The sequence below is a fragment of the Olleya sp. R77988 genome (genome assembly GCF_044594215.1).
Lineage (GTDB): Bacteria > Bacteroidota > Bacteroidia > Flavobacteriales > Flavobacteriaceae > Olleya.
Genome location: NZ_CP138988.1, coordinates 2,171,162 through 2,189,576, shown reverse-complemented (window position 1 = coordinate 2,189,576; position 18,415 = coordinate 2,171,162). Strand labels below are relative to the sequence as shown.

18 protein-coding genes are annotated in these 18,415 nt (G+C 32.3%); 8 read left to right on the top strand and 10 right to left on the bottom strand.

The annotated features are described in order from the left end of the window. Positions 1-18: 18 nt before the first annotated feature. Positions 19-492, bottom strand: a complete 474-nt coding sequence (locus SJY17_RS09965; protein WP_397362409.1) for a heme-binding domain-containing protein — start codon at positions 490-492, stop codon at positions 19-21. A gap of 37 nt (positions 493-529) precedes the next feature. On the opposite strand from SJY17_RS09965, the gene SJY17_RS09960 reads away from it, so the two are divergent. The 3 genes from SJY17_RS09960 to SJY17_RS09950 all read left to right on the top strand — a co-directional run bounded on the left by SJY17_RS09960 (position 530) and on the right by SJY17_RS09950 (position 2,735). Beyond that, positions 530-1,093 (top strand): adenylosuccinate lyase, encoded by a 564-nt coding sequence (locus tag SJY17_RS09960; protein WP_397362408.1) that lies wholly within the window; start codon positions 530-532, stop codon positions 1,091-1,093. Positions 1,094-1,185: 92 nt separating this feature from the next. Next, positions 1,186-2,529: an adenylosuccinate lyase gene (gene purB, locus SJY17_RS09955; RefSeq protein ID WP_397362407.1), complete on the top strand. Its 1,344-nt coding sequence runs from the start codon at positions 1,186-1,188 to the stop codon at positions 2,527-2,529. Between the two features lie 2 nt (positions 2,530-2,531). Further along, positions 2,532-2,735 carry a hypothetical protein gene (locus SJY17_RS09950; protein ID WP_397362406.1) on the top strand — a complete coding sequence of 68 codons (204 nt, stop codon included), beginning with the start codon at positions 2,532-2,534 and terminating at the stop codon, positions 2,733-2,735. A gap of 55 nt (positions 2,736-2,790) precedes the next feature. On the opposite strand, the gene SJY17_RS09945 is transcribed toward SJY17_RS09950, so the two are convergent. The 4 genes from SJY17_RS09945 to SJY17_RS09930 are packed head-to-tail and all read right to left on the bottom strand — an operon-like array spanning position 2,791 to position 4,922. Then, complete coding sequence (locus SJY17_RS09945) at positions 2,791-3,333, bottom strand: DUF4252 domain-containing protein (RefSeq protein ID WP_397362405.1); 543 nt, start codon at positions 3,331-3,333, stop codon at positions 2,791-2,793. Between the two features lie 5 nt (positions 3,334-3,338). Further along, complete coding sequence (locus SJY17_RS09940) at positions 3,339-3,908, bottom strand: DUF4252 domain-containing protein (protein WP_397362404.1); 570 nt, start codon at positions 3,906-3,908, stop codon at positions 3,339-3,341. 53 nt (positions 3,909-3,961) lie between these two features. Next, positions 3,962-4,426, bottom strand: a complete 465-nt coding sequence (locus SJY17_RS09935; protein ID WP_397362403.1) for a hypothetical protein — start codon at positions 4,424-4,426, stop codon at positions 3,962-3,964. After that, positions 4,413-4,922, bottom strand: coding sequence for an RNA polymerase sigma factor (locus SJY17_RS09930; RefSeq protein WP_397362402.1), 510 nt, complete (start codon positions 4,920-4,922; stop codon positions 4,413-4,415). The genes SJY17_RS09935 and SJY17_RS09930 overlap by 14 nt, the downstream gene beginning before the upstream one ends. A gap of 110 nt (positions 4,923-5,032) precedes the next feature. On the opposite strand from SJY17_RS09930, the gene SJY17_RS09925 reads away from it, so the two are divergent. Beyond that, positions 5,033-6,493, top strand: a complete 1,461-nt coding sequence (locus SJY17_RS09925) for a S41 family peptidase (RefSeq protein ID WP_397362401.1) — start codon at positions 5,033-5,035, stop codon at positions 6,491-6,493. Positions 6,494-6,535: 42 nt separating this feature from the next. Here SJY17_RS09925 and SJY17_RS09920 read toward each other — a convergent pair whose 3' ends face one another. Together SJY17_RS09920 and SJY17_RS09915 are read right to left on the bottom strand one after the other, a co-directional pair. Beyond that, the gene (locus SJY17_RS09920; RefSeq protein ID WP_397362400.1) at positions 6,536-7,468 is read right to left on the bottom strand and encodes a patatin family protein; all 933 of its coding nucleotides are present in this window, start codon (positions 7,466-7,468) and stop codon (positions 6,536-6,538) included. Position 7,469: 1 nt separating this feature from the next. Further along, positions 7,470-9,482, bottom strand: coding sequence for a M1 family metallopeptidase (locus SJY17_RS09915; RefSeq protein ID WP_397362399.1), 2,013 nt, complete (start codon positions 9,480-9,482; stop codon positions 7,470-7,472). A 196-nt stretch (positions 9,483-9,678) separates the two neighbouring features. On the opposite strand from SJY17_RS09915, the gene recG reads away from it, so the two are divergent. From recG to SJY17_RS09900, 3 genes are all read left to right on the top strand, one after another. Next, positions 9,679-11,778 carry an ATP-dependent DNA helicase RecG gene (gene recG, locus SJY17_RS09910; RefSeq protein WP_397362398.1) on the top strand — a complete coding sequence of 700 codons (2,100 nt, stop codon included), beginning with the start codon at positions 9,679-9,681 and terminating at the stop codon, positions 11,776-11,778. 303 nt (positions 11,779-12,081) lie between these two features. After that, complete coding sequence (locus tag SJY17_RS09905; RefSeq protein WP_397364871.1) at positions 12,082-12,663, top strand: tRNA-(ms[2]io[6]A)-hydroxylase; 582 nt, start codon at positions 12,082-12,084, stop codon at positions 12,661-12,663. Between the two features lie 35 nt (positions 12,664-12,698). Continuing rightward, complete coding sequence (locus SJY17_RS09900; RefSeq protein WP_397362397.1) at positions 12,699-13,397, top strand: M50 family metallopeptidase; 699 nt, start codon at positions 12,699-12,701, stop codon at positions 13,395-13,397. 6 nt (positions 13,398-13,403) lie between these two features. On the opposite strand, the gene SJY17_RS09895 is transcribed toward SJY17_RS09900, so the two are convergent. The 3 genes from SJY17_RS09895 to SJY17_RS09885 form a co-directional block, all read right to left on the bottom strand. Then, positions 13,404-14,609 carry a TlpA disulfide reductase family protein gene (locus SJY17_RS09895; RefSeq protein ID WP_397362396.1) on the bottom strand — a complete coding sequence of 402 codons (1,206 nt, stop codon included), beginning with the start codon at positions 14,607-14,609 and terminating at the stop codon, positions 13,404-13,406. Positions 14,610-14,714: 105 nt separating this feature from the next. Continuing rightward, positions 14,715-15,533 (bottom strand): hypothetical protein, encoded by an 819-nt coding sequence (locus SJY17_RS09890; RefSeq protein WP_397362395.1) that lies wholly within the window; start codon positions 15,531-15,533, stop codon positions 14,715-14,717. Between the two features lies 1 nt (position 15,534). After that, on the bottom strand, positions 15,535-15,738 hold the full coding sequence (locus tag SJY17_RS09885; RefSeq protein ID WP_397362394.1) for a hypothetical protein: 204 nt from the start codon (positions 15,736-15,738) through the stop codon (positions 15,535-15,537). 246 nt (positions 15,739-15,984) lie between these two features. Here SJY17_RS09885 and pheT point away from each other — a divergent pair, with 246 nt between their 5' ends. Next, a complete protein-coding gene (gene pheT / locus SJY17_RS09880; RefSeq protein WP_397362393.1) occupies positions 15,985-18,414 on the top strand; it encodes a phenylalanine--tRNA ligase subunit beta in 2,430 nt (809 codons plus the stop codon). Position 18,415 lies beyond the last annotated feature (1 nt).

Genomic DNA, 18,415 nt, shown 5'->3' with positions numbered 1-18,415 from the left:
AGATTAATTATAGTGTGATTATTGCGGTTTTGGTGCTAATGCATATCCTGTTCTTACTTGCTCAACCCATTTAACTAGTGCTTGGATTTGTGTTTCTGTAAGATTTGCTTCACCATGTGTCCAAGTATAACTTGGTAATGGCATCTTCTTTTCTTCAACTTCTTCTGCAATTTCTTCAAATTTATGGTCTTTTCTTTTTACAGAATAATTTGCCCATTTAGAAAAATCTAAATGTTTTTTTCCATCTTTTACATGTGCAGCTAACCAAAAATTAACTGGTGTTATTTTATTATACCAAGGATACCTTGTATTACTTGAATGACAATCAAAACAAGAGCTTTTTAGTATTGTCTTAACCTCATCAGAAGGTTTTGTTTCTGCAAAAAAGGCAGATAAATCTTCTGTATTACCTTCGTTTTTTTCTGGTGAAAAAAATTGAGCAATTATAAATCCAACTAATAAAAGCAGTCCAATTTTTTTAAGTATTTTCATTATTTAATACATTTAGACTTTAAAAATAATAAAATCTTTGACGACAGACACCTTATATCAAGAATTAAATTATGTTAATCATTCGCGCGAGAAGCGTTTATACTATGCAAATCTAGTCATAAACAATCCGGAATTAATCCCTAAACTGTTGGATGTCTTGTTTATGGTTGACGATAAAATTTCTCCACGTGCTGCTTGGGTTTTCGAGTTTATGTGTGGCGAAAACCTAGAAGCTATCATCCCTTATTTAGATAGATTTACTGAAAACATGGGTAAAGTTCATTTAGACTCTGCAGAACGACCTGTTGCAAAAATTTGCGAATATCTTGCAAAAGCATACTACGGAAAAGAACCTTCAAAAATAAAACAAGCTTTACAACCTAAGCATAAAGAAAAAATAATTGAAGCTTGTTTTGATTATTTAATTAATGATGTTAAAGTAGCACCAAAAGCTTATGGGATGAATGCTTTATATCTGTTTGGTAAAGATTATGACTGGGTGTATCCAGAATTAGTTATCATCTTAGAACGCGATTTCCACACGCAAAGTGCAGCGTTTAAAGCTAGAGCAAGACATATCTTGAAAAAAATTAAAAAATAGTATTGAATAATTATTAAATTCTTAAAGGTAATCGCTTTAGTCTTCTATCTAAAACAACTATCTTTATAGCTTGTTAAAAAACAACTATTTTTATGTCTTTAAGCCAACTAAATGCCATCTCTCCTATTGATGGTCGTTACCGAAATAAAATTGAAAAACTACAAGATTTTTTCTCTGAAGAAGCACTAATTAAATATCGTGTTTTAGTAGAGATTGAATACTTTATTGCGTTATGCGAAATCCCATTACCTCAACTAAAAAATGTTGATAGTAGTCAATTTGAAGCCTTGCGTGAAATATACAAGTCATTTACTTCTGAAAATGCACAAGCTATAAAAGACATTGAAAAAGTAACCAACCACGATGTAAAAGCGGTTGAATATTTTATTAAAGAACAATTTGACACCTTAGGGTTAAGCGAATATAAAGAGTTTATCCATTTTGGATTAACCTCTCAAGACATAAATAACACTGCAATACCTTTAAGTATAAAGGATGCAATGAATGATGTATACGTACCAGAGTATTTTAATGTTTTAAAAGAATTAAAACGTTTGGCTAACGACTGGAAAGATATTCCAATGCTAGCCAGAACACATGGTCAACCAGCATCTCCAACACGTTTAGGAAAAGAAATTGAAGTGTTTGTAGTACGTCTAGAAGAGCAATTTAATTTATTAAACGACATCCCAAGTGCTGCAAAATTTGGAGGAGCAACCGGAAACTTTAATGCACACAAAGTAGCTTACCCAACTATAGACTGGAAAGCTTTTGGTGGACAATTTGTACAAGAAAAATTAGGGTTACAACACTCTTTTCCAACCACACAAATCGAGCATTATGACCATATGGCTGCTTTATTTGATTGTTTAAAACGTATTAACACCATTATTATAGATTTAGACAGAGATGTATGGACTTATGTATCTATGGACTATTTTAAACAAAAAATTAAAAAAGGCGAAGTTGGTAGTAGCGCAATGCCACACAAAGTAAATCCTATAGATTTTGAAAATTCTGAAGGTAACTTAGGAATAGCTAATGCTATTTTTGAACACTTATCTGCAAAACTACCAATATCTAGATTACAACGTGATTTAACAGACAGTACTGTATTACGTAATGTTGGTGTCCCTTTTGGGCATACATTAATTGGTTTTGGATCGACACTTAAAGGTTTAGGTAAATTGTTGCTAAATGAACCTAAATTTGCAGAAGACCTTGAAAACAATTGGGCTGTAGTTGCAGAAGCAATACAAACCATTTTAAGACGTGAAGGTTATCCTAATCCATATGAAGCATTAAAAGGGTTAACAAGAACAAATGAAGCTATTAATAAAGCGTCTATTTCAAATTTTATTGATACTTTAGAGGTTAGTGATGCAATTAAAACAGAATTAAAAGCAATATCACCTAGTAATTATACAGGAATATAACAATGGTTAGCGATAATACAGCTTTAGGACTTTGTGGTATAACTTTACTCCTCTTCTTTTTTGGAGGCATAACTGGGCTTTTAAACAATCCGTATTACATAGGTCTTGTAATTATTATTTACTTAGTTATTATCATTAATATAGTTATAATTAAAAGTGCAGAAACTAAACAAACAGACCGTCTAGAAGAAGACATCCAAAAATAAAAAAAAGGCTTATCCAATGGATAAGCCTTTTACATTCACATTAAACTATAGATTATTATTTAAATAAATCCATAAGATTTTTAAGTTGACCTTCATCTACATCTGCATTTTGCAATTTGTCTGTTAATTTAATCAACTGCTCTGGCTTCATATTGTCTCCTAATACTCTTACTACAGTAAAACCTACATCTTTGGAGCTTGCTAGCACTAAAAACTCGTCTACAGTATCATCGGTTCCAATTGTACTAACGTTTACATTAATACCTTTGTCCTTAAACTCCATTAGCTCTTCATACTTTTTGTTTTTAAAAACAGCTTTTGCTTTATCCAATTCTTGAGCGTAAACATCTACCTCTCCATCATTCATTTTATAAGCTAAAATATCTAACTTATCAATAGACTTATAGGTTGCTTTCTCCTCTTCTGTTAAATTAGCTTTAGAAAAATCTACTACACTAGAAGACACACTATAGCTAGAAAACGCTGGTAATTCTTGATGATCTACAAAATAGGTTTGTATTGAGTTTTCATCTTTACAACTTACCAAAAACAGAGATAAACATAGTAAAGAGAACACAATTTTAAATGGTGTTTTCATAATGCTTAGTTTTTACTTTTCTTTTCTAACTCTTCACCTCCTGGAAGGTTCATTTTTTGAGTTAGCTTTGAAATGTGATTTAAATCTAAGTCTCCTGTTAATGAAATAACAACGGTTTCAATAGTACGATCCTCTCCATTTATTTTAATTTCAGAATCTTTCATTACTGCTTCAAGACCGTTTATAAACATTAGCAACTCACTAACATGATCATCGTCTTTACCTTGCTTTATGTAAAACTTAATAACCATTCCGTTATCCTTAACTTCCATTAATTCTTCTAAAGACCCACTACGTGTTGTTACCCATTTTGCAATATCTTTTGCAATAGCTTTGTCTCCTGTAGCCATGGTTTTAAAACTGGTAATACTATTTACCATGTCCATGTATGCTTTAGCTTCTGCATCATCTGTATCAATATCAATCTTAGCTAACATTTGAAACATCTTTGGTTTAATAGACACATAACTTACGTTTTCGTTATCGCTATATTTCTCAAAAATATCTTGTTGAGCCATTCCTGTTAATGGCATCATTAAAATTGCCATTACTGTAATTATTATATAATTTTTCATTTTATTTTTATTTTTAATTATTGTGTTCATTTTTCTGGTTTTTTTTGTGATTGTTAATTTTTAAATATTCTACCAATCGGGTTCTCCATTTCTTTTAAATAGTCAACATGTGTGCCAGCTTTATTAAAGGCTCCTAAATAATTAATTTGAGCGGTTCCTTTATTTAAGGTTTTTGACACCAATTCTAGATAAGACTTTGCTTCATTGTACGCTAATCTATCTTCTTCAGTAATTGTTGGATCAACAGGTCTACTAAAGTAAATACCAAACATAAGTACTGCTACTGCTGCAACGCTTAACCACTTAAAATTAAATTGTTTTTTAGTGTTTAGTGGAAGGTCTTTAGTAAAAGCCTCTTGTTGGTTTGCTAAAAAATATCCAAAAACAGCTTTGTAATGCTCTAAATGTGGTGCTACAGTTTCTTGCGAAAAATAGTCTTTTAACTGTGCTTCTTCTTGTAGAGTTGATTCTCCGTTTTCGTACTTTTCTAGTAAATTTTCTATATTATTTAACACCATAATTATGTGCTTTGGTTAATTTTTCTCTTATTACTTTTCTTGCTCTTGATAAAGCTACACGTACAGCAGTAGGATTCATCTCTAACATTTTTGCAATCTCATCAAATGTGTATTGCTCTATATCTCTTAATTGTACGACTAGCTTTTGTTGTTCTGGCAAGTCTTCAATTATTTTAGCTACCCATTTCATACTATCGTTTAATTCCAATTGCTTTTGAAGCGCTACTGTATGATCTTGATAATTATTATGTACTATTTTTAAATTTTGCGCTTGTTTAGATTTTAATTTGTCTAAACAAAAATTTTTTGTCATTGTCATTGAAAATGCTTCTACGTTTTTATAGCTTTCAATTTTAGTTTTATTTTTCCATAACTTCAACAAAACCTCTTGTGTTGCATCCTCTGCTTCTTCACGCGACACTAGTAATCGTTTTGCTAAACGAAAGACCTTATCTTTAAAAGGCATTACTATTTTTAAAAACTCTGACTGTGTCATTTTGGTTTGTTGGTTTCTATTACGACGAACGACTAATTAATTTGTTACAAATTATTTTCAATATAAAATAAAGTAAGTACTTTTATAAAGAAAAAATAAAATATATAACTATGAAAAAGAATTGGTTTTTTTCCTTCTTATTACTACTCTCATTAAGTTTAACTAGCTGTTTTGAAGACAAAGATGATAATACAATATCAGATACAGACATTAAAGATTTTGTTTGGAAAGGTTTAAACCTTTGGTATTTTTGGCAAGATGAGGAAGTGCCAGGAGAAGTTAATGATTTAGCAGATGATAGATTTTCAAACTCTGCAGATTATAATGCTTTTTTAAACGACTATAGTTCTCCTGACCTACTTTTTGATGACTTATTATCTGATGAGGATAGATTTAGCTGGATTGTAGACGATTATTTTGCCTTAAACAATGCGCTTAACGGAGTTTCTAAAAGTAACGGAATGGAGTTTGGCTTAGGTACTATTAGTGGTGGACCTAATGTTTTTGGTGCTGTACAATATATTTTACCAAATACTAGTGCATCTTCCAACAATCTACAACGTGGTAATCTTTTTTTAACTGTAGATGGCACACAATTAACAGAATCTAATTATACTAGTTTATTATTTTCAAGTAATGACACCTACACCATTGGTCTAGCAGAACTTGATACAAACAATAACCTTGTGCTAACTGGAGAAACCGTTACATTAACTAAACAAGTTTACGAGGAAAACCCAGTATTTATTGCTAATACATTTACAGTAGATGGTATAAAAGTTGGATATTTAATGTACAACCGTTTTACTAGTAATTATGATCAACAACTTAATGACGCTTTTGGGATGTTTGTTACAGAAGGTGTTCAGGATTTAGTTTTAGATTTACGTTATAATCCAGGTGGAAGTGTAGATTCTGCAATACGATTGTCAAGTATGATTTCTGGACAACCTACTACAGATTTATTTTTAAAACAACGTTGGAATAATAAAATTCAAGCATTATTTACAGAAGAAGATGTAAGCAGATATTTTACAGACCAATTATCTGACGGAACTGCTATTAACACACTTAATCTTGATAAAGTATATGTTTTAGCACAACGTAGCTCTGCATCTGCAAGCGAGTTAGTTATTAATGGATTAAATCCACACATGACAGTTGTACACATTGGAAGCACAACAAGAGGTAAAAACGAGTTTTCTATAACTTTGTATGACAATCCTGATTGTGCTTTTTTAAATTCTTCCGAATGTGATAGTGCAATAAATCCAAACCATACTTGGGCTATGCAACCCATAGTTGGTAAAAACGAAAATGCAAATGGGTTTTATCAATACGAAGCTGGTTTAGACCCAACAATTGCATTAGCAGAAACAGTATCAAATTATGGTGTTTTAGGACAACAAGACGAACCCCTTTTAGCAAGAGCAATACAACATTTAACAGGTAATGGTCGTTTTGCTCCACAACCAGAATTAACCAATTTTAAAATTAAAGACAACTCTAACTTACATACTTTAACTAAAGATAACATGTATGTAAACCCAGAAAGTATTCCTAACTTTTAATACAACTAAAAACAGCCTCTAAATAATTTAGAGGCTGTTTTTTTATTCTTTATCTTTTCTATCAATTGGGACAGTAGACCTAAACTCGTCTTTACTATCATACTTATCCTGAGCATATAAATAGCCTTGTAACCACCAACCTTCCATTAGTTTTTTATTAAAGATTAATGCGTTTTCGGTTAATTTGGTTGGCGTATAATACAAATTAAGTTTAACATCTCTATGCTTTGCAGCAAGCTTACCAATTGCAACATCTCCTCTTTCAACTTGATCTAACAAATGACCAAAAAGACTCATCATTAACGAAAACGGATTCTTTCCAAGCACCTTGTTATGTTCTAAAATTTCGCTTTCAAGTATAATAGCATCTACTTCTGTAGCACCTCTTAAAATAGCTTCTCTAATAGGTATTACACAGCTTAAGCCACCATCTGCATACTCATAACCATCTTTAGTCGCTAAAGACATAAATGGTATGTAATTACACGAAATCCAAATCCACTCGCAAAATTCCTCATAGCTATAATCGTTTATAGACTTATACTCCACCTTGTTTTTAGACAAGTTGGTAACCGTTACAACAACATCTTCCTTTGTGGCTTTAATCTTGTCATATTCAGCTTTTGTAAAATTTTCTCTAATATGTTTTTTAAGGTTTTTACTTTCGCCAAACGTACGTTTACGCTTAATAAACTGAAGTATCGTGTTAAAATAGTTTATAGATACATACTCTCTATCTCCTTTTTTCTTTAAAACAAAAGGATTAATACTAAAAATAGTTTTCTGGTTAACATGTGTATAAATATCATACAACTTACCTATATCGTTAGCTGCCAAATGCTGAATTAACAAGCTTCCAGTAGACGTACCTAAAAACAAATCATAGTCTTTCCCTTCTTGCTCCATTAAATATTGAGCAACTCCTCCAGCAAATGCACCTTTACTTCCTCCTCCAGATATGACTAATGCTTTCAAATTATTGTTTTTGGTTGTTCTGCAAATTACTAATTATAGATTTATATTTTTCGTTTTCAGATAAAGATTCTAAAAGTTGTTTTGCAAAACTCTTAAAACGCCAATTATGATGCTTAGAAGCTTCTATTAAATTTTTTAATGCTTCTTTATTAAACAAACCTAAACTAGACAAGCTGTCAAAAGCATTTTGTCGTCTAGAAAAAGGATTAGTTGATGCAGTATAACCAACTAACTCATTATAAAATGTTTCTGTTTTGTCTTCCTGATAGTCTGTGGTAGCAATAGCTAGTACTAACCAAAGTGTTCTAACATTATAATTATTAAAACCATAAATGGATTTTGTTTGATCTAAATATTGTTTTCGCTTTCGCGGAAAATTTGCCCAAAGGTTATACAACGCAGCTTCAATAGTTGCATAAGATTTGTCTTGTAACAACGTTTCATAATCTAATTGTAAAGCCGAAGGGATTTTAGTAACATATTGCGCTATAGCTTGTCTTACTTTAATTGAGTTTTTAAAATCCTTAGTTTGTATTTTATTTGGCATCTGAGCAATGACTTTTATTTTAGAATTATCAAAAAGATTAGAGGTTAAATATTCTGAACATTTAGAAGAATACCCTTCACAATCTATTTGCAAATACCCATTTACAGCATCAGAAACCGAAGATAAATGAGTAATCATCTTATTATAAGGCACTATTTTAGAATGCAACCAAAGATCAACAAACCCAGTCAAGTCTTGCCCTGAAGTTGCTTCAACTTCACTAATAAAATCAGAGGTTTCTACATTTTTATATGCATTTTTTTCTAAGTAGTTTTTTACTGCTGTTTTAAAAGCTTTATTACCAACCTGCTCTCTTAACATATGTAACACCCAAGCACCTTTTTTATAAAACGTCGTACTACTAGATTTTGGATCTAGCAAAGAGGTACTCTGACTAGCTTCTTCTTGCGCTATTAACTCTTCTGCATACTCATACAATCTCCAATAGTAATACTCGTCTCCAAAAATATCACGCTCTGCCAATAAAGCGTAATACGTAGCAAACCCTTCTTGTAACCAATGATGTGTCCCAGAAGTTTCTGTAACCAAGTCTCCAAACCATTGATGTGCTAACTCGTGTGCATTAACGTTAACATAGTTTTTGTCAACAAAACTGGTATCGTCAATCATAAAATCGTCACTAAAAATAGTACAACTAGTGTTTTCCATACCAGAATACAAAAAGTCTTTAACAGGTACTTGCTTATAGTTTTGCCAAGGATAAGGCACACCAATTTCTTCTTCCAAAAAGTCAAACATTTGTTTGGTGTAACGATAGGTTGGCTCGACTTTAGCAGAATCTTCTGGATAATAATACAACTCTATTGGTATACCGCTTTTGGAAGTTATAACTTGTTTATCGTATTTACCTATTGCTAGAGCAACTAAGTAACTTGACATTGGCTTTTGCATATCGAAATACCAAGTATTATAACCTTTTGCTTTTTCAACCTTAAGTACCTTACCGTTAGAAATAACTTGATAATTTGAATCAACAATAAAACTTAAATCAAATTCAATTTTATCATTCATATCATCAATACTAGGCAACCAATGACTTGTATATTTACCTTGACCTTGTGTCCAAGCCTGAATATTTTTACTATCGTTAATAAAATATAAAGCCTTTTTAGGTTTGACATGATATTTAACTATCATAACATTATCTTTGGATTTAGCAAATTTCCTTTTCACGACACCATCCAATATAATTTCACCTGCATTAATCTCCAAATTAACTGAATTATTTACTTCAATATAATCATAAACAATATTTGGGCTATCTAAATATATTGAATCAGTTTCCTTTAAAACATCAAAAACATATTCAATTGAACCTGTGACTTCCCCTTTTTCTATATCAATATACAACGAAGCTTTTGCAGTTTTAAAATCCACAACATCAGTTTGCTGTGCGTTTACACTAAAACATAAAAAAGCAAAAAGTAAAAATTGAATGTGTTTCATATTGACAATAAAGCAAGATTTAAGCCAAAATACAATTTTTACGTCAGTTGGAGTGGAATTTGTTTTTACAAATTTTATATCAAGAACCAAATTAAAACAAACTGCTTCTCGACACATTTTGCTCGCTCGCTCGCAAAACACTCGAAGTGACGTTTTACTTTCACTTTAACACAAAATACCTTAATTTCGTTGTTCTATGACAAACCTTCAAACTCCTATAGATTATCTTAAAGGTGTTGGACCAAATCGTGCAGATTTGCTTCGCAAGGAGTTGGGTATTCATACCTTTCAGGATTTAATAAACTTATTTCCTAATAGATATCTAGATAGGACAAAATACTATAAAATTAATCAGTTGCAACAAAATGCAGCCGAAATACAAGTGATTGGTAAAATTACCAAGTTTGAAGAGGTTGCGCAAAAAAGAGGGAAACGTTTAGTTGCTACTTTTAAAGACGATACTGGAACCATGGAATTGGTTTGGTTTAGAGGTCAAAAATGGATTAGAGAAAGTTTAAAACTAAACACATCATACGTCATATTTGGTAAGACCAATTGGTATAATGGTAAGTTTAGTATGCCTCATCCAGACATAGAATTATTGACAGAGCATCAAGCAAATTTGCGCAGTGCAATGCAAGCTATTTATCCATCTACAGAGAAGTTATCCAACAAAGGAATTACCAATCGTGTGATGACAAAAATCATGCAAAATTTGTTCTTGGAAACCAAAGGAAAATATGCCGAAACGTTGTCCAAAAAAATGCTCTCAGAAAACAAATTAATTTCAAAATCTGAAGCCCTTTTTAACATCCATTTTCCGCAAGATTCTGAAGCCCTTTCCAAAGCACAATTTAGGCTAAAATTTGAAGAATTATTTTACATACAATTACAATTAATTTTAAAAAATTTAATTCATAAAACCAAGATAAAAGGATTTCCTTTTGAAAAAGTTGGAACACATTTTAATCAGTTTTTTAAACACCATTTACCGTTTGAATTAACCAACGCACAAAAACGAGTAATTAAAGAAATCCGTCAAGATTTGGGTAGTAATGCACAAATGAATCGTCTTTTACAAGGCGATGTTGGTTCTGGAAAGACTATTGTTGCGTTAATGTCAATATTAATAGCACTTGACAATGGTTTTCAAGCTTGCTTAATGGCTCCAACTGCTATTTTGTCAGTCCAGCACTATACTGGATTACTTGAAATGTGTAATGATTTGAATATCAGTATTAGACTACTACAAGGTTCAACTAAAACTTCAGAGCGTAGAAAAATCCATGAAATGCTAGAAAATGGCGAATTAGACCTACTTATTGGTACACATGCATTGCTTGAAGATAAGGTCAAATTCAAAAATTTAGGACTCGCAATTATAGATGAGCAACACAGGTTTGGAGTAAAGCAACGCTCTAAACTTTGGAAAAAAAACACCTTCCCTCCTCACGTTTTAGTGATGACTGCAACTCCAATTCCAAGGACTTTAGCGATGTCTGTTTATGGAGATTTAGACATCTCAATTATTGACGAATTACCACCAGGAAGAAAAGCCATAAAAACAGTCCACAGATACGACTCAAATAGACTAAAAGTTTTCAGATTTATTCGTGATGAAATTGCTAAAAAAAGACAAGTTTATATTGTCTATCCTTTGATCCAAGAAAGTGCACAAATGGACTACAAAGATTTGATGGATGGCTACGAAAGTTTGTCTAGAGAATTCCCGATGCCTGACTATCAAATTTCCATCGTACATGGAAAAATGAAACCTGCAGATAAGGAGTTTGAAATGCAACGTTTTGTAAAAGGTCAAACACAAATTATGGTTGCAACAACTGTAATTGAAGTTGGTGTAAATGTACCTAATGCCTCTGTAATGGTTATTGAAAGTGCAGAGCGTTTTGGGCTAGCACAACTCCATCAACTTAGAGGTCGTGTTGGACGTGGAGCAGAACAAAGTTATTGTATCTTAATGTCTAGCCATAAACTATCAGAAAACAGTAAAAAACGCATCCAAACCATGACAAGTACTAATGATGGCTTTGAGATTGCAGAAGTCGATTTACGTCTTCGTGGTCCTGGAGACATTATGGGTACACAACAAAGTGGTGTCCTAAATCTGCGTATTGCAGACATTGTTAAAGACCACAACATCCAGCAACATGCACGTTATTGGGCAAAACAGGTTTTAGATAAAGATCCAAGTCTAGGACATCCAGAAAACGCAATTATTTTAGAAACTTACCGACAAATGAGTAAGTACAAAAACATATGGAACTATATTTCTTAACCTTTAGCTTCTCGATACAATTCTCCTACGTCGAATCACTCGAAGTGACAAAACGAAAAACATACACTACATAGCACACAAGGTCAGTTCGAGTGATTCCGAATACTTTCGGAATTGTATCGAGAACTATTTTTTCCTTAAAACTTCACTCTAAAACCAATGCTTCTCAATACAATTCTCCTACGTTGAATCACTCGAGGTGACGTAACGTTCTTAATATGTAAAACTGAATTTAATTAATCAAGACACCTCTACACTATTCTTAATTATAATTATCTTTATCAAAAAATAGTATTTATGAGCATGCTTCACCTAAAACTAGAAACCGATCCACGTTGGGTAACCATTGTAGAATCTAACATAGAAGAAATCTTAACAGATCATGCTTGGTGCGAACAAAAAGCAGCTACAAACGCTATTACAATTATTACCAATAATAGCGAGCATGAAGAACTAGTTACTGAGCTTTTAAAGCTTGCTAAAGAAGAACTGGAACACTTCCAAATGGTACACGATATTATTAAAAAACGTGGATACACACTAGGCAGAGAGCGTAAAGACCATTACGTAAACCAACTGTATAAGTTTATGAATAAAGGAGGAAGCAGACAGCAAAGTTTTGTGGATCGTTTATTGTTTTCTGCAATGATTGAAGCACGTAGTTGCGAGCGTTTTAAACTACTATCAGAGCGTATTAACGATGAAGAATTATCTAAATTTTATTACGATTTAATGGTTAGCGAAGCTGGACATTACACAACCTTTATAACCTTTGCTAGACAATACGGAAAAGGGATTGATGTAGACAAACGTTGGCAAGAATTAGTTGAGTTTGAAGGCGAATTAATTAAAAGCTACGGAAAAAGCGAAACTATCCATGGTTAGGTTTTAAATAACCCTATTACTTCTATTAATTACACATGACCTTAACCCCTAAAAAAAAGCAAACCCTTTATTTAGCTATTTTAATAGTTGTAGCAGTCCTTTTTTGGAACACAGTGTTAGTGTATCCAATTAAGTTATTTGTGGTGATGCTTCATGAAATGAGTCATGGACTAATGGCTATGCTTTTTGGTGGAGATATAGTAGAGATACAAATTGATAAAAACATTGGTGGCTACTGTATGTACACCATGAAACCTAGTTTTTGGGGAAGTTTTATGACTAGTAGTGCTGGCTATTTAGGAAGTTTATTTTGGGGATCGTTAATTTTAATTTTAGCAGTAAAACTAGAACGCGACAAATACATTACACTAGTTATTGGTGTTTTACTACTCATCCTCTCTTATTTTGTATTACAATCTAGCGAATGGTTTGGCACTGCAATGACTGCTGGACTTGGTGTTTTTATGCTTATAGCCTATCGGTTTTTTGGACCATTATTCCATGATTTATGGTTAAAATTTATTGGTATAATTTGTTGCGCTTACGTTATTTTGGATATTAAAGGCGATTTAATTGACAACTCTAACATTGGTAGTGATGCAGATGCAATTGCAGAATTAATTGGATTACCAAGTGTTTTTGTTGGTGTTATCTGGATGATAATTGCAGTTACAACTCTGTTTTTTGTATTGAGGTATATTTATAAACACACTAAGACTGATTTTTCTAGATAGAACAGCCTACTCTTCCAATAACTTATTTACAAACGCATTAAACTCAGTTTTAAACTCGGTAAATTTATCACCTGTTGCTGGACCATTAAATCCTGTGTGTATTTTACGGACTTTACCTGTTTTATCAATAAATATTGATGTTGGATAACTTAACACATGGTTAAGCATTGGTAACTTCTCATTAGCTTTAGCTTTGCTAGTAGTACCTGTTTGTGCTAATAAAATTGGGTACGTAATCTCTAGTCTATCTTGCAGGCGTTTTATAAAACTAAACGCTTTGTCTTGGGTTTTAGCGTATTCAAAAGCCAATGCTACAACCTCTAACTCTTTGTCTTTGTTGTTTTTATAATACTCTGCGTAGTATTTGCTTTCGTCTAAACAATTTGGACACCAAGTACCCATAATTTGTACAATAACCACCTTGTTTTTAAACCTATCATCTGTTAACGATACCTGGTTACCATTTGCATCTGGAAATGTAAACGCTAAAGTGTCATAACCGTCTTTTAAAACCGTTAAATCGTTTGGGTTAGCTAATGTGTAATTATCGCTACGTTTTGCTGTAAAAGGCTCTTTCCAGTGGTTTCCAGAATAAAATTGTCCATTTATAGTACTATCTGTAACAGTTGCTGTAAATAAAAAGGCGTGTGCACCATCAAAGGTTGATAATTTTAATTGATTACCATTAACAACACCTTCTAAATAACGATAATCTCCAGTATTGGTTAAAAAGGTTCCAGTAACCAGATTGTCTTTTTGCTTAAAAACACCTTTTGCCACATAACTGTCGTCTGTGTTTGGGCTAAACACGGTTTTCCAATCTCCAGAAATATTTGTTTTTGCTTTTGTGCTATTTTCAAAACGCGACTTGTTTTTTGAAGCAGTAAATATTTGTTGTCTATTTTTTTGTTTTACAACAAAACGACCATTTAGGGTTTGATCTTTAATTTTTGCAATTAGCAACCCTTCAAAAACTGGTAGTTTGATATAAACCGAGTCGTTTTTATATTCGATTTCATCCACTTTAATCACTTCATCTGCATTATAAATCTCAAGTGTATTGGCATCTTTTACTTTAAAAGTAAAAGGAAGCTGTACACCATCACTAACTTGTAATTCTGCACGATAGGTCCCAAAAGTCAGGAATTCTGTATCGTTTTTATCACATGACAATAGAGTCATTGCAATTAGTAAAAAGGAAAAATAACGCATAATTAAAAGGGTTTCTTTATTTATTCGAAATAACAACAAAATACTTACAAATAAAAAGGACATTGCAAAAACAATGTCCTTTTTTAAAAATTATGTTAGATAAAATTATTCTTTTACCTCCTCAAGCTTAGTTAATTTTACATTTCTTTTTTCAATTAACTCTTGGCTTCTTTTAACAGATGCTTCGTGCTTAGATATTTTTTCTTCAACTCTTTTAAAAGTTGCTTCGTGCTTAGCAATTTGCTCTTCTGTTAGTTCTCCTGCAGCTTTTTTAGCTTCAAAAACTTCTTTAGCTTTAGCTAAACGTGCTCTACCATTAGTAACAGCTCTTCCGCTTTTTGCAAGACGCTCTTTACTGTTAGCCATTCTAGTTTTAACAGCTTCTAAACGCTCTTTTTTATACGCTTCTTTGTCTCCTTTAAAGGCTTCGCGTTTTGCTTTAAGCTCTTCACGTTTTGCTTTAAAGTCTCCATGCTTTTCTTTCATTTCTCCTCTTTCCTCTTTCATAGCATCACGCTTCTCTTTCATCTCTTTTCTGATTTGCGCTTTTTCTTCATCAGTAGCGTTTTCAAGTCTTTCTTTCATTTTTTCACGTTCAGCTTTTAATTCTTCACGCTTTCCTTTCATTTCATCTTTACCAGCTTTAAGCTCTTCTTTTCCTTGCTTTAATTTGTCATGCTGTTCTTTCATCTCTCCTCTTTTCTCCTTCATTTCGCCTTTAACCTCATCTCTTTTGGCTTTCATTTCGGCTTTTTTCTCTTGCATTTCTGCTTTACGCTCTTTTTTGTGCGCTTTCATTTCTCCTTTTTTTCCTTTAACCTTTTTTTCTACTTCCTCTATAGTTTGTTCTTGGGCAAAAAGTGATTGCTGGCTACCAAATAGGAATAATCCAGCACATACTAATATTACTTTTAAATGTTTCATCTTACTCAATGTTGTTTAATTGTTCTAATTCTTTTTCTAATTCTTTTTCGCTAGCTTCCACATCGTTAACAATGCTATCTGTTTCTACCTCAATAGATTCGATTTGCTGTGTTACTTTGTCTGCTGCGTCATCTTTTTTAGTGTCTCTGCAAGACGTTACAGAAAATAGTAATACTACTAATGCTATCTTAAAAATAGTTTTCATTTATATATGTTTTAGTGATTATAATAATTAAATATACGAAAGTTTATAAGTCAAGAGATTAAATAACATTAATAAAATGTAGGTTTTATGGTTTAAAAGCACATTTTTTTCGACTTATTACTTAATCCATGAAAATTATCACACTGTCTTATCATTATTTCATTTTAAAAAATGAAATAAAAAGCTGTTTTTTAAATCCCAAAAACTGCAAGTATTGTTATATTTGTGCTCTTAATTATTCTATAAATGAAGATTTCTTATAACTGGATAAAACAATTTATAAAAACCGATTGGTCACCAGAACAAACTAGCGAATTACTAACAGATTTAGGTCTTGAGGTTGAAGGCTTAGACCTTTACCAAAGCGTAAAAGGTGGATTGCAAGGTGTTGTAGTTGGCGAAGTATTGACTTGTGTACAACATAGTAATGCAGATAAACTAAAAGTTACTACAGTAACTATTGGATCTGGAGAACCATTACAAATTGTTTGTGGCGCACCAAATGTTGCTGCTGGACAAAAAGTACCTGTTGCAACTATTGGAACAACTTTATATACTGAAGAAGGTGAGTCTTGGACCATTAAAAAAGGAAAAATTAGAGGAGAAGAAAGCTTTGGGATGATTTGTGCTGAAGATGAGTTAGGCTTAGGGAAATCTCATGATGGAATACTAGTACTTCCAGAAGATACTATTGTTGGAACACCTTGTGCAGAGTTATTTAAAGTAGAAAACGATCAAGTTTTTGAAATTGGATTAACACCAAATCGTGCTGATGCAATGAGCCATTTTGGAGCCGCAAGAGACCTTAAAGCAGGTTTGCAACAAAAAGGGATAAACGTAGAACTAATAACACCAAGTGTTAGCGCTTTTCATATTGACAATAGAACACTTAAAATTGATGTTGACGTTTTAAATAAAGATTTAGCACCAAGATATTGCGGAATAACACTATCTGGTTTAAAAGTAGATGACTCGCCAGAGTGGTTACAAAACAGATTAAAAGCTATAGGATTAGCTCCAATTAATAATATTGTAGATGCTACTAATTATGTTTTACATGATTTAGGGCAACCTTTACATGCTTTTGATGCTAATAAAGTTACAGGAAACAAAATTGAAGTAAAAACACTACCTACTGGAACAAAATTTACCACTTTAGATGGTGTAGAACGCGAGCTACATGAAGATGATTTAATGATATGTAACGCTGAGCAACCAATGTGCATAGCTGGTGTTTTTGGAGGAATCGATAGTGGAGTAACAGAACACACAACAAGTATATTTTTAGAAAGTGCTTATTTTAATCCTGTTAGTGTACGTAAAACTGCTAAGCGTCATGGATTAAACACTGATGCTTCTTTTAGGTTTGAACGTGGTATTGATCCAAACATTACAGAATACGCTTTAAAACGTGCTGCTCTGTTAATTCAAGAAATAGCTGGAGGTGAATTTACTAGTAACATTACAGATATTTACCCAAACAAAATTGAAGATTTCCAGGTTAGACTTAGCTTTGATAAAGCAACCAAGCTTATTGGACAAGAGATCCCTAAAGAAACTATAAAATCTATTTTAACCTCTTTAGACATCCAAGTTAATAGTATTACCGAAACTGGTTTAGGATTAACCATTCCTGCTTTTAGAAACGATGTAACTAGAGAAGCTGATGTTATAGAAGAAATTTTAAGAGTCTATGGTTATAACAACATTAAAACTAGCTCCAAACTAAATGCGTCAATATCAAACGCATCAAAATTTGAAGATTATAAATTACAAAATGTAGTTGGCAGTCAATTAGCAGCTCAAGGTTGGTTTGAAATTATGGCAAACTCACTAACTACTGCTAATTACCTTGCTTTAACAGAGCAATTAAAAACAGAACATAACGTAGAAATACTAAATCCTTTAAGTCAGGATTTAGGTGTTATGCGTCAAAGTTTATTGTTTTCTGGTTTAGAAGCTGTAAGCCATAATATTAATAGACGTCAATCCAATTTAAAGTTTTTTGAATTTGGAAAAACATATCACGATTACAATGGTACGCGTGAAGAGCATAAGCATCTTTCTTTATTTTTAACAGGTTATAAAACCGAAGAAAGTTGGGCAAATGCGCCACAAGCAAAAACAAATTTCTTTGTGTTAAAAGGAAGTATTGCTAGTCTTTTAGACCGTTTAGGTATTACGCGTTATCAAGAAAGCACGTCTAAAAGCGATGTGTTTTCAGAAGGATTGCAATTAAGTATTGGACGTGACTGTTTAGTTAATTTTGGTGTTTTAAAATCTAAAATAGCAAAGCATTTTGATATTAATCAAGACGTGTTTTATGCAGATTTTAATTGGGACACTATTATAGAAGTAGCAAAACGCAACAAGATTAAATTTACTGCAATCCCAAAATATCCAGAAGTAAGACGTGATTTTGCTTTACTTTTAGATAACACTGTAACTTTTGATAGTTTACAGGCTATTGCAAACAAAACAGAGAAACAACTCTTAAAAAACATTAACTTGTTTGATGTTTATCAAGGTAAAAACTTGCCAAACGGTAAAAAGAGTTATGCTGTAAGCTTTACTTTTATGGATGAGCATAAAACACTTACAGATAAAGTAGTAGACAAAATAATGAACAAATTACAAAGTAATTTTGAGCGCGAGCTTGGAGCAGAATTAAGATAAT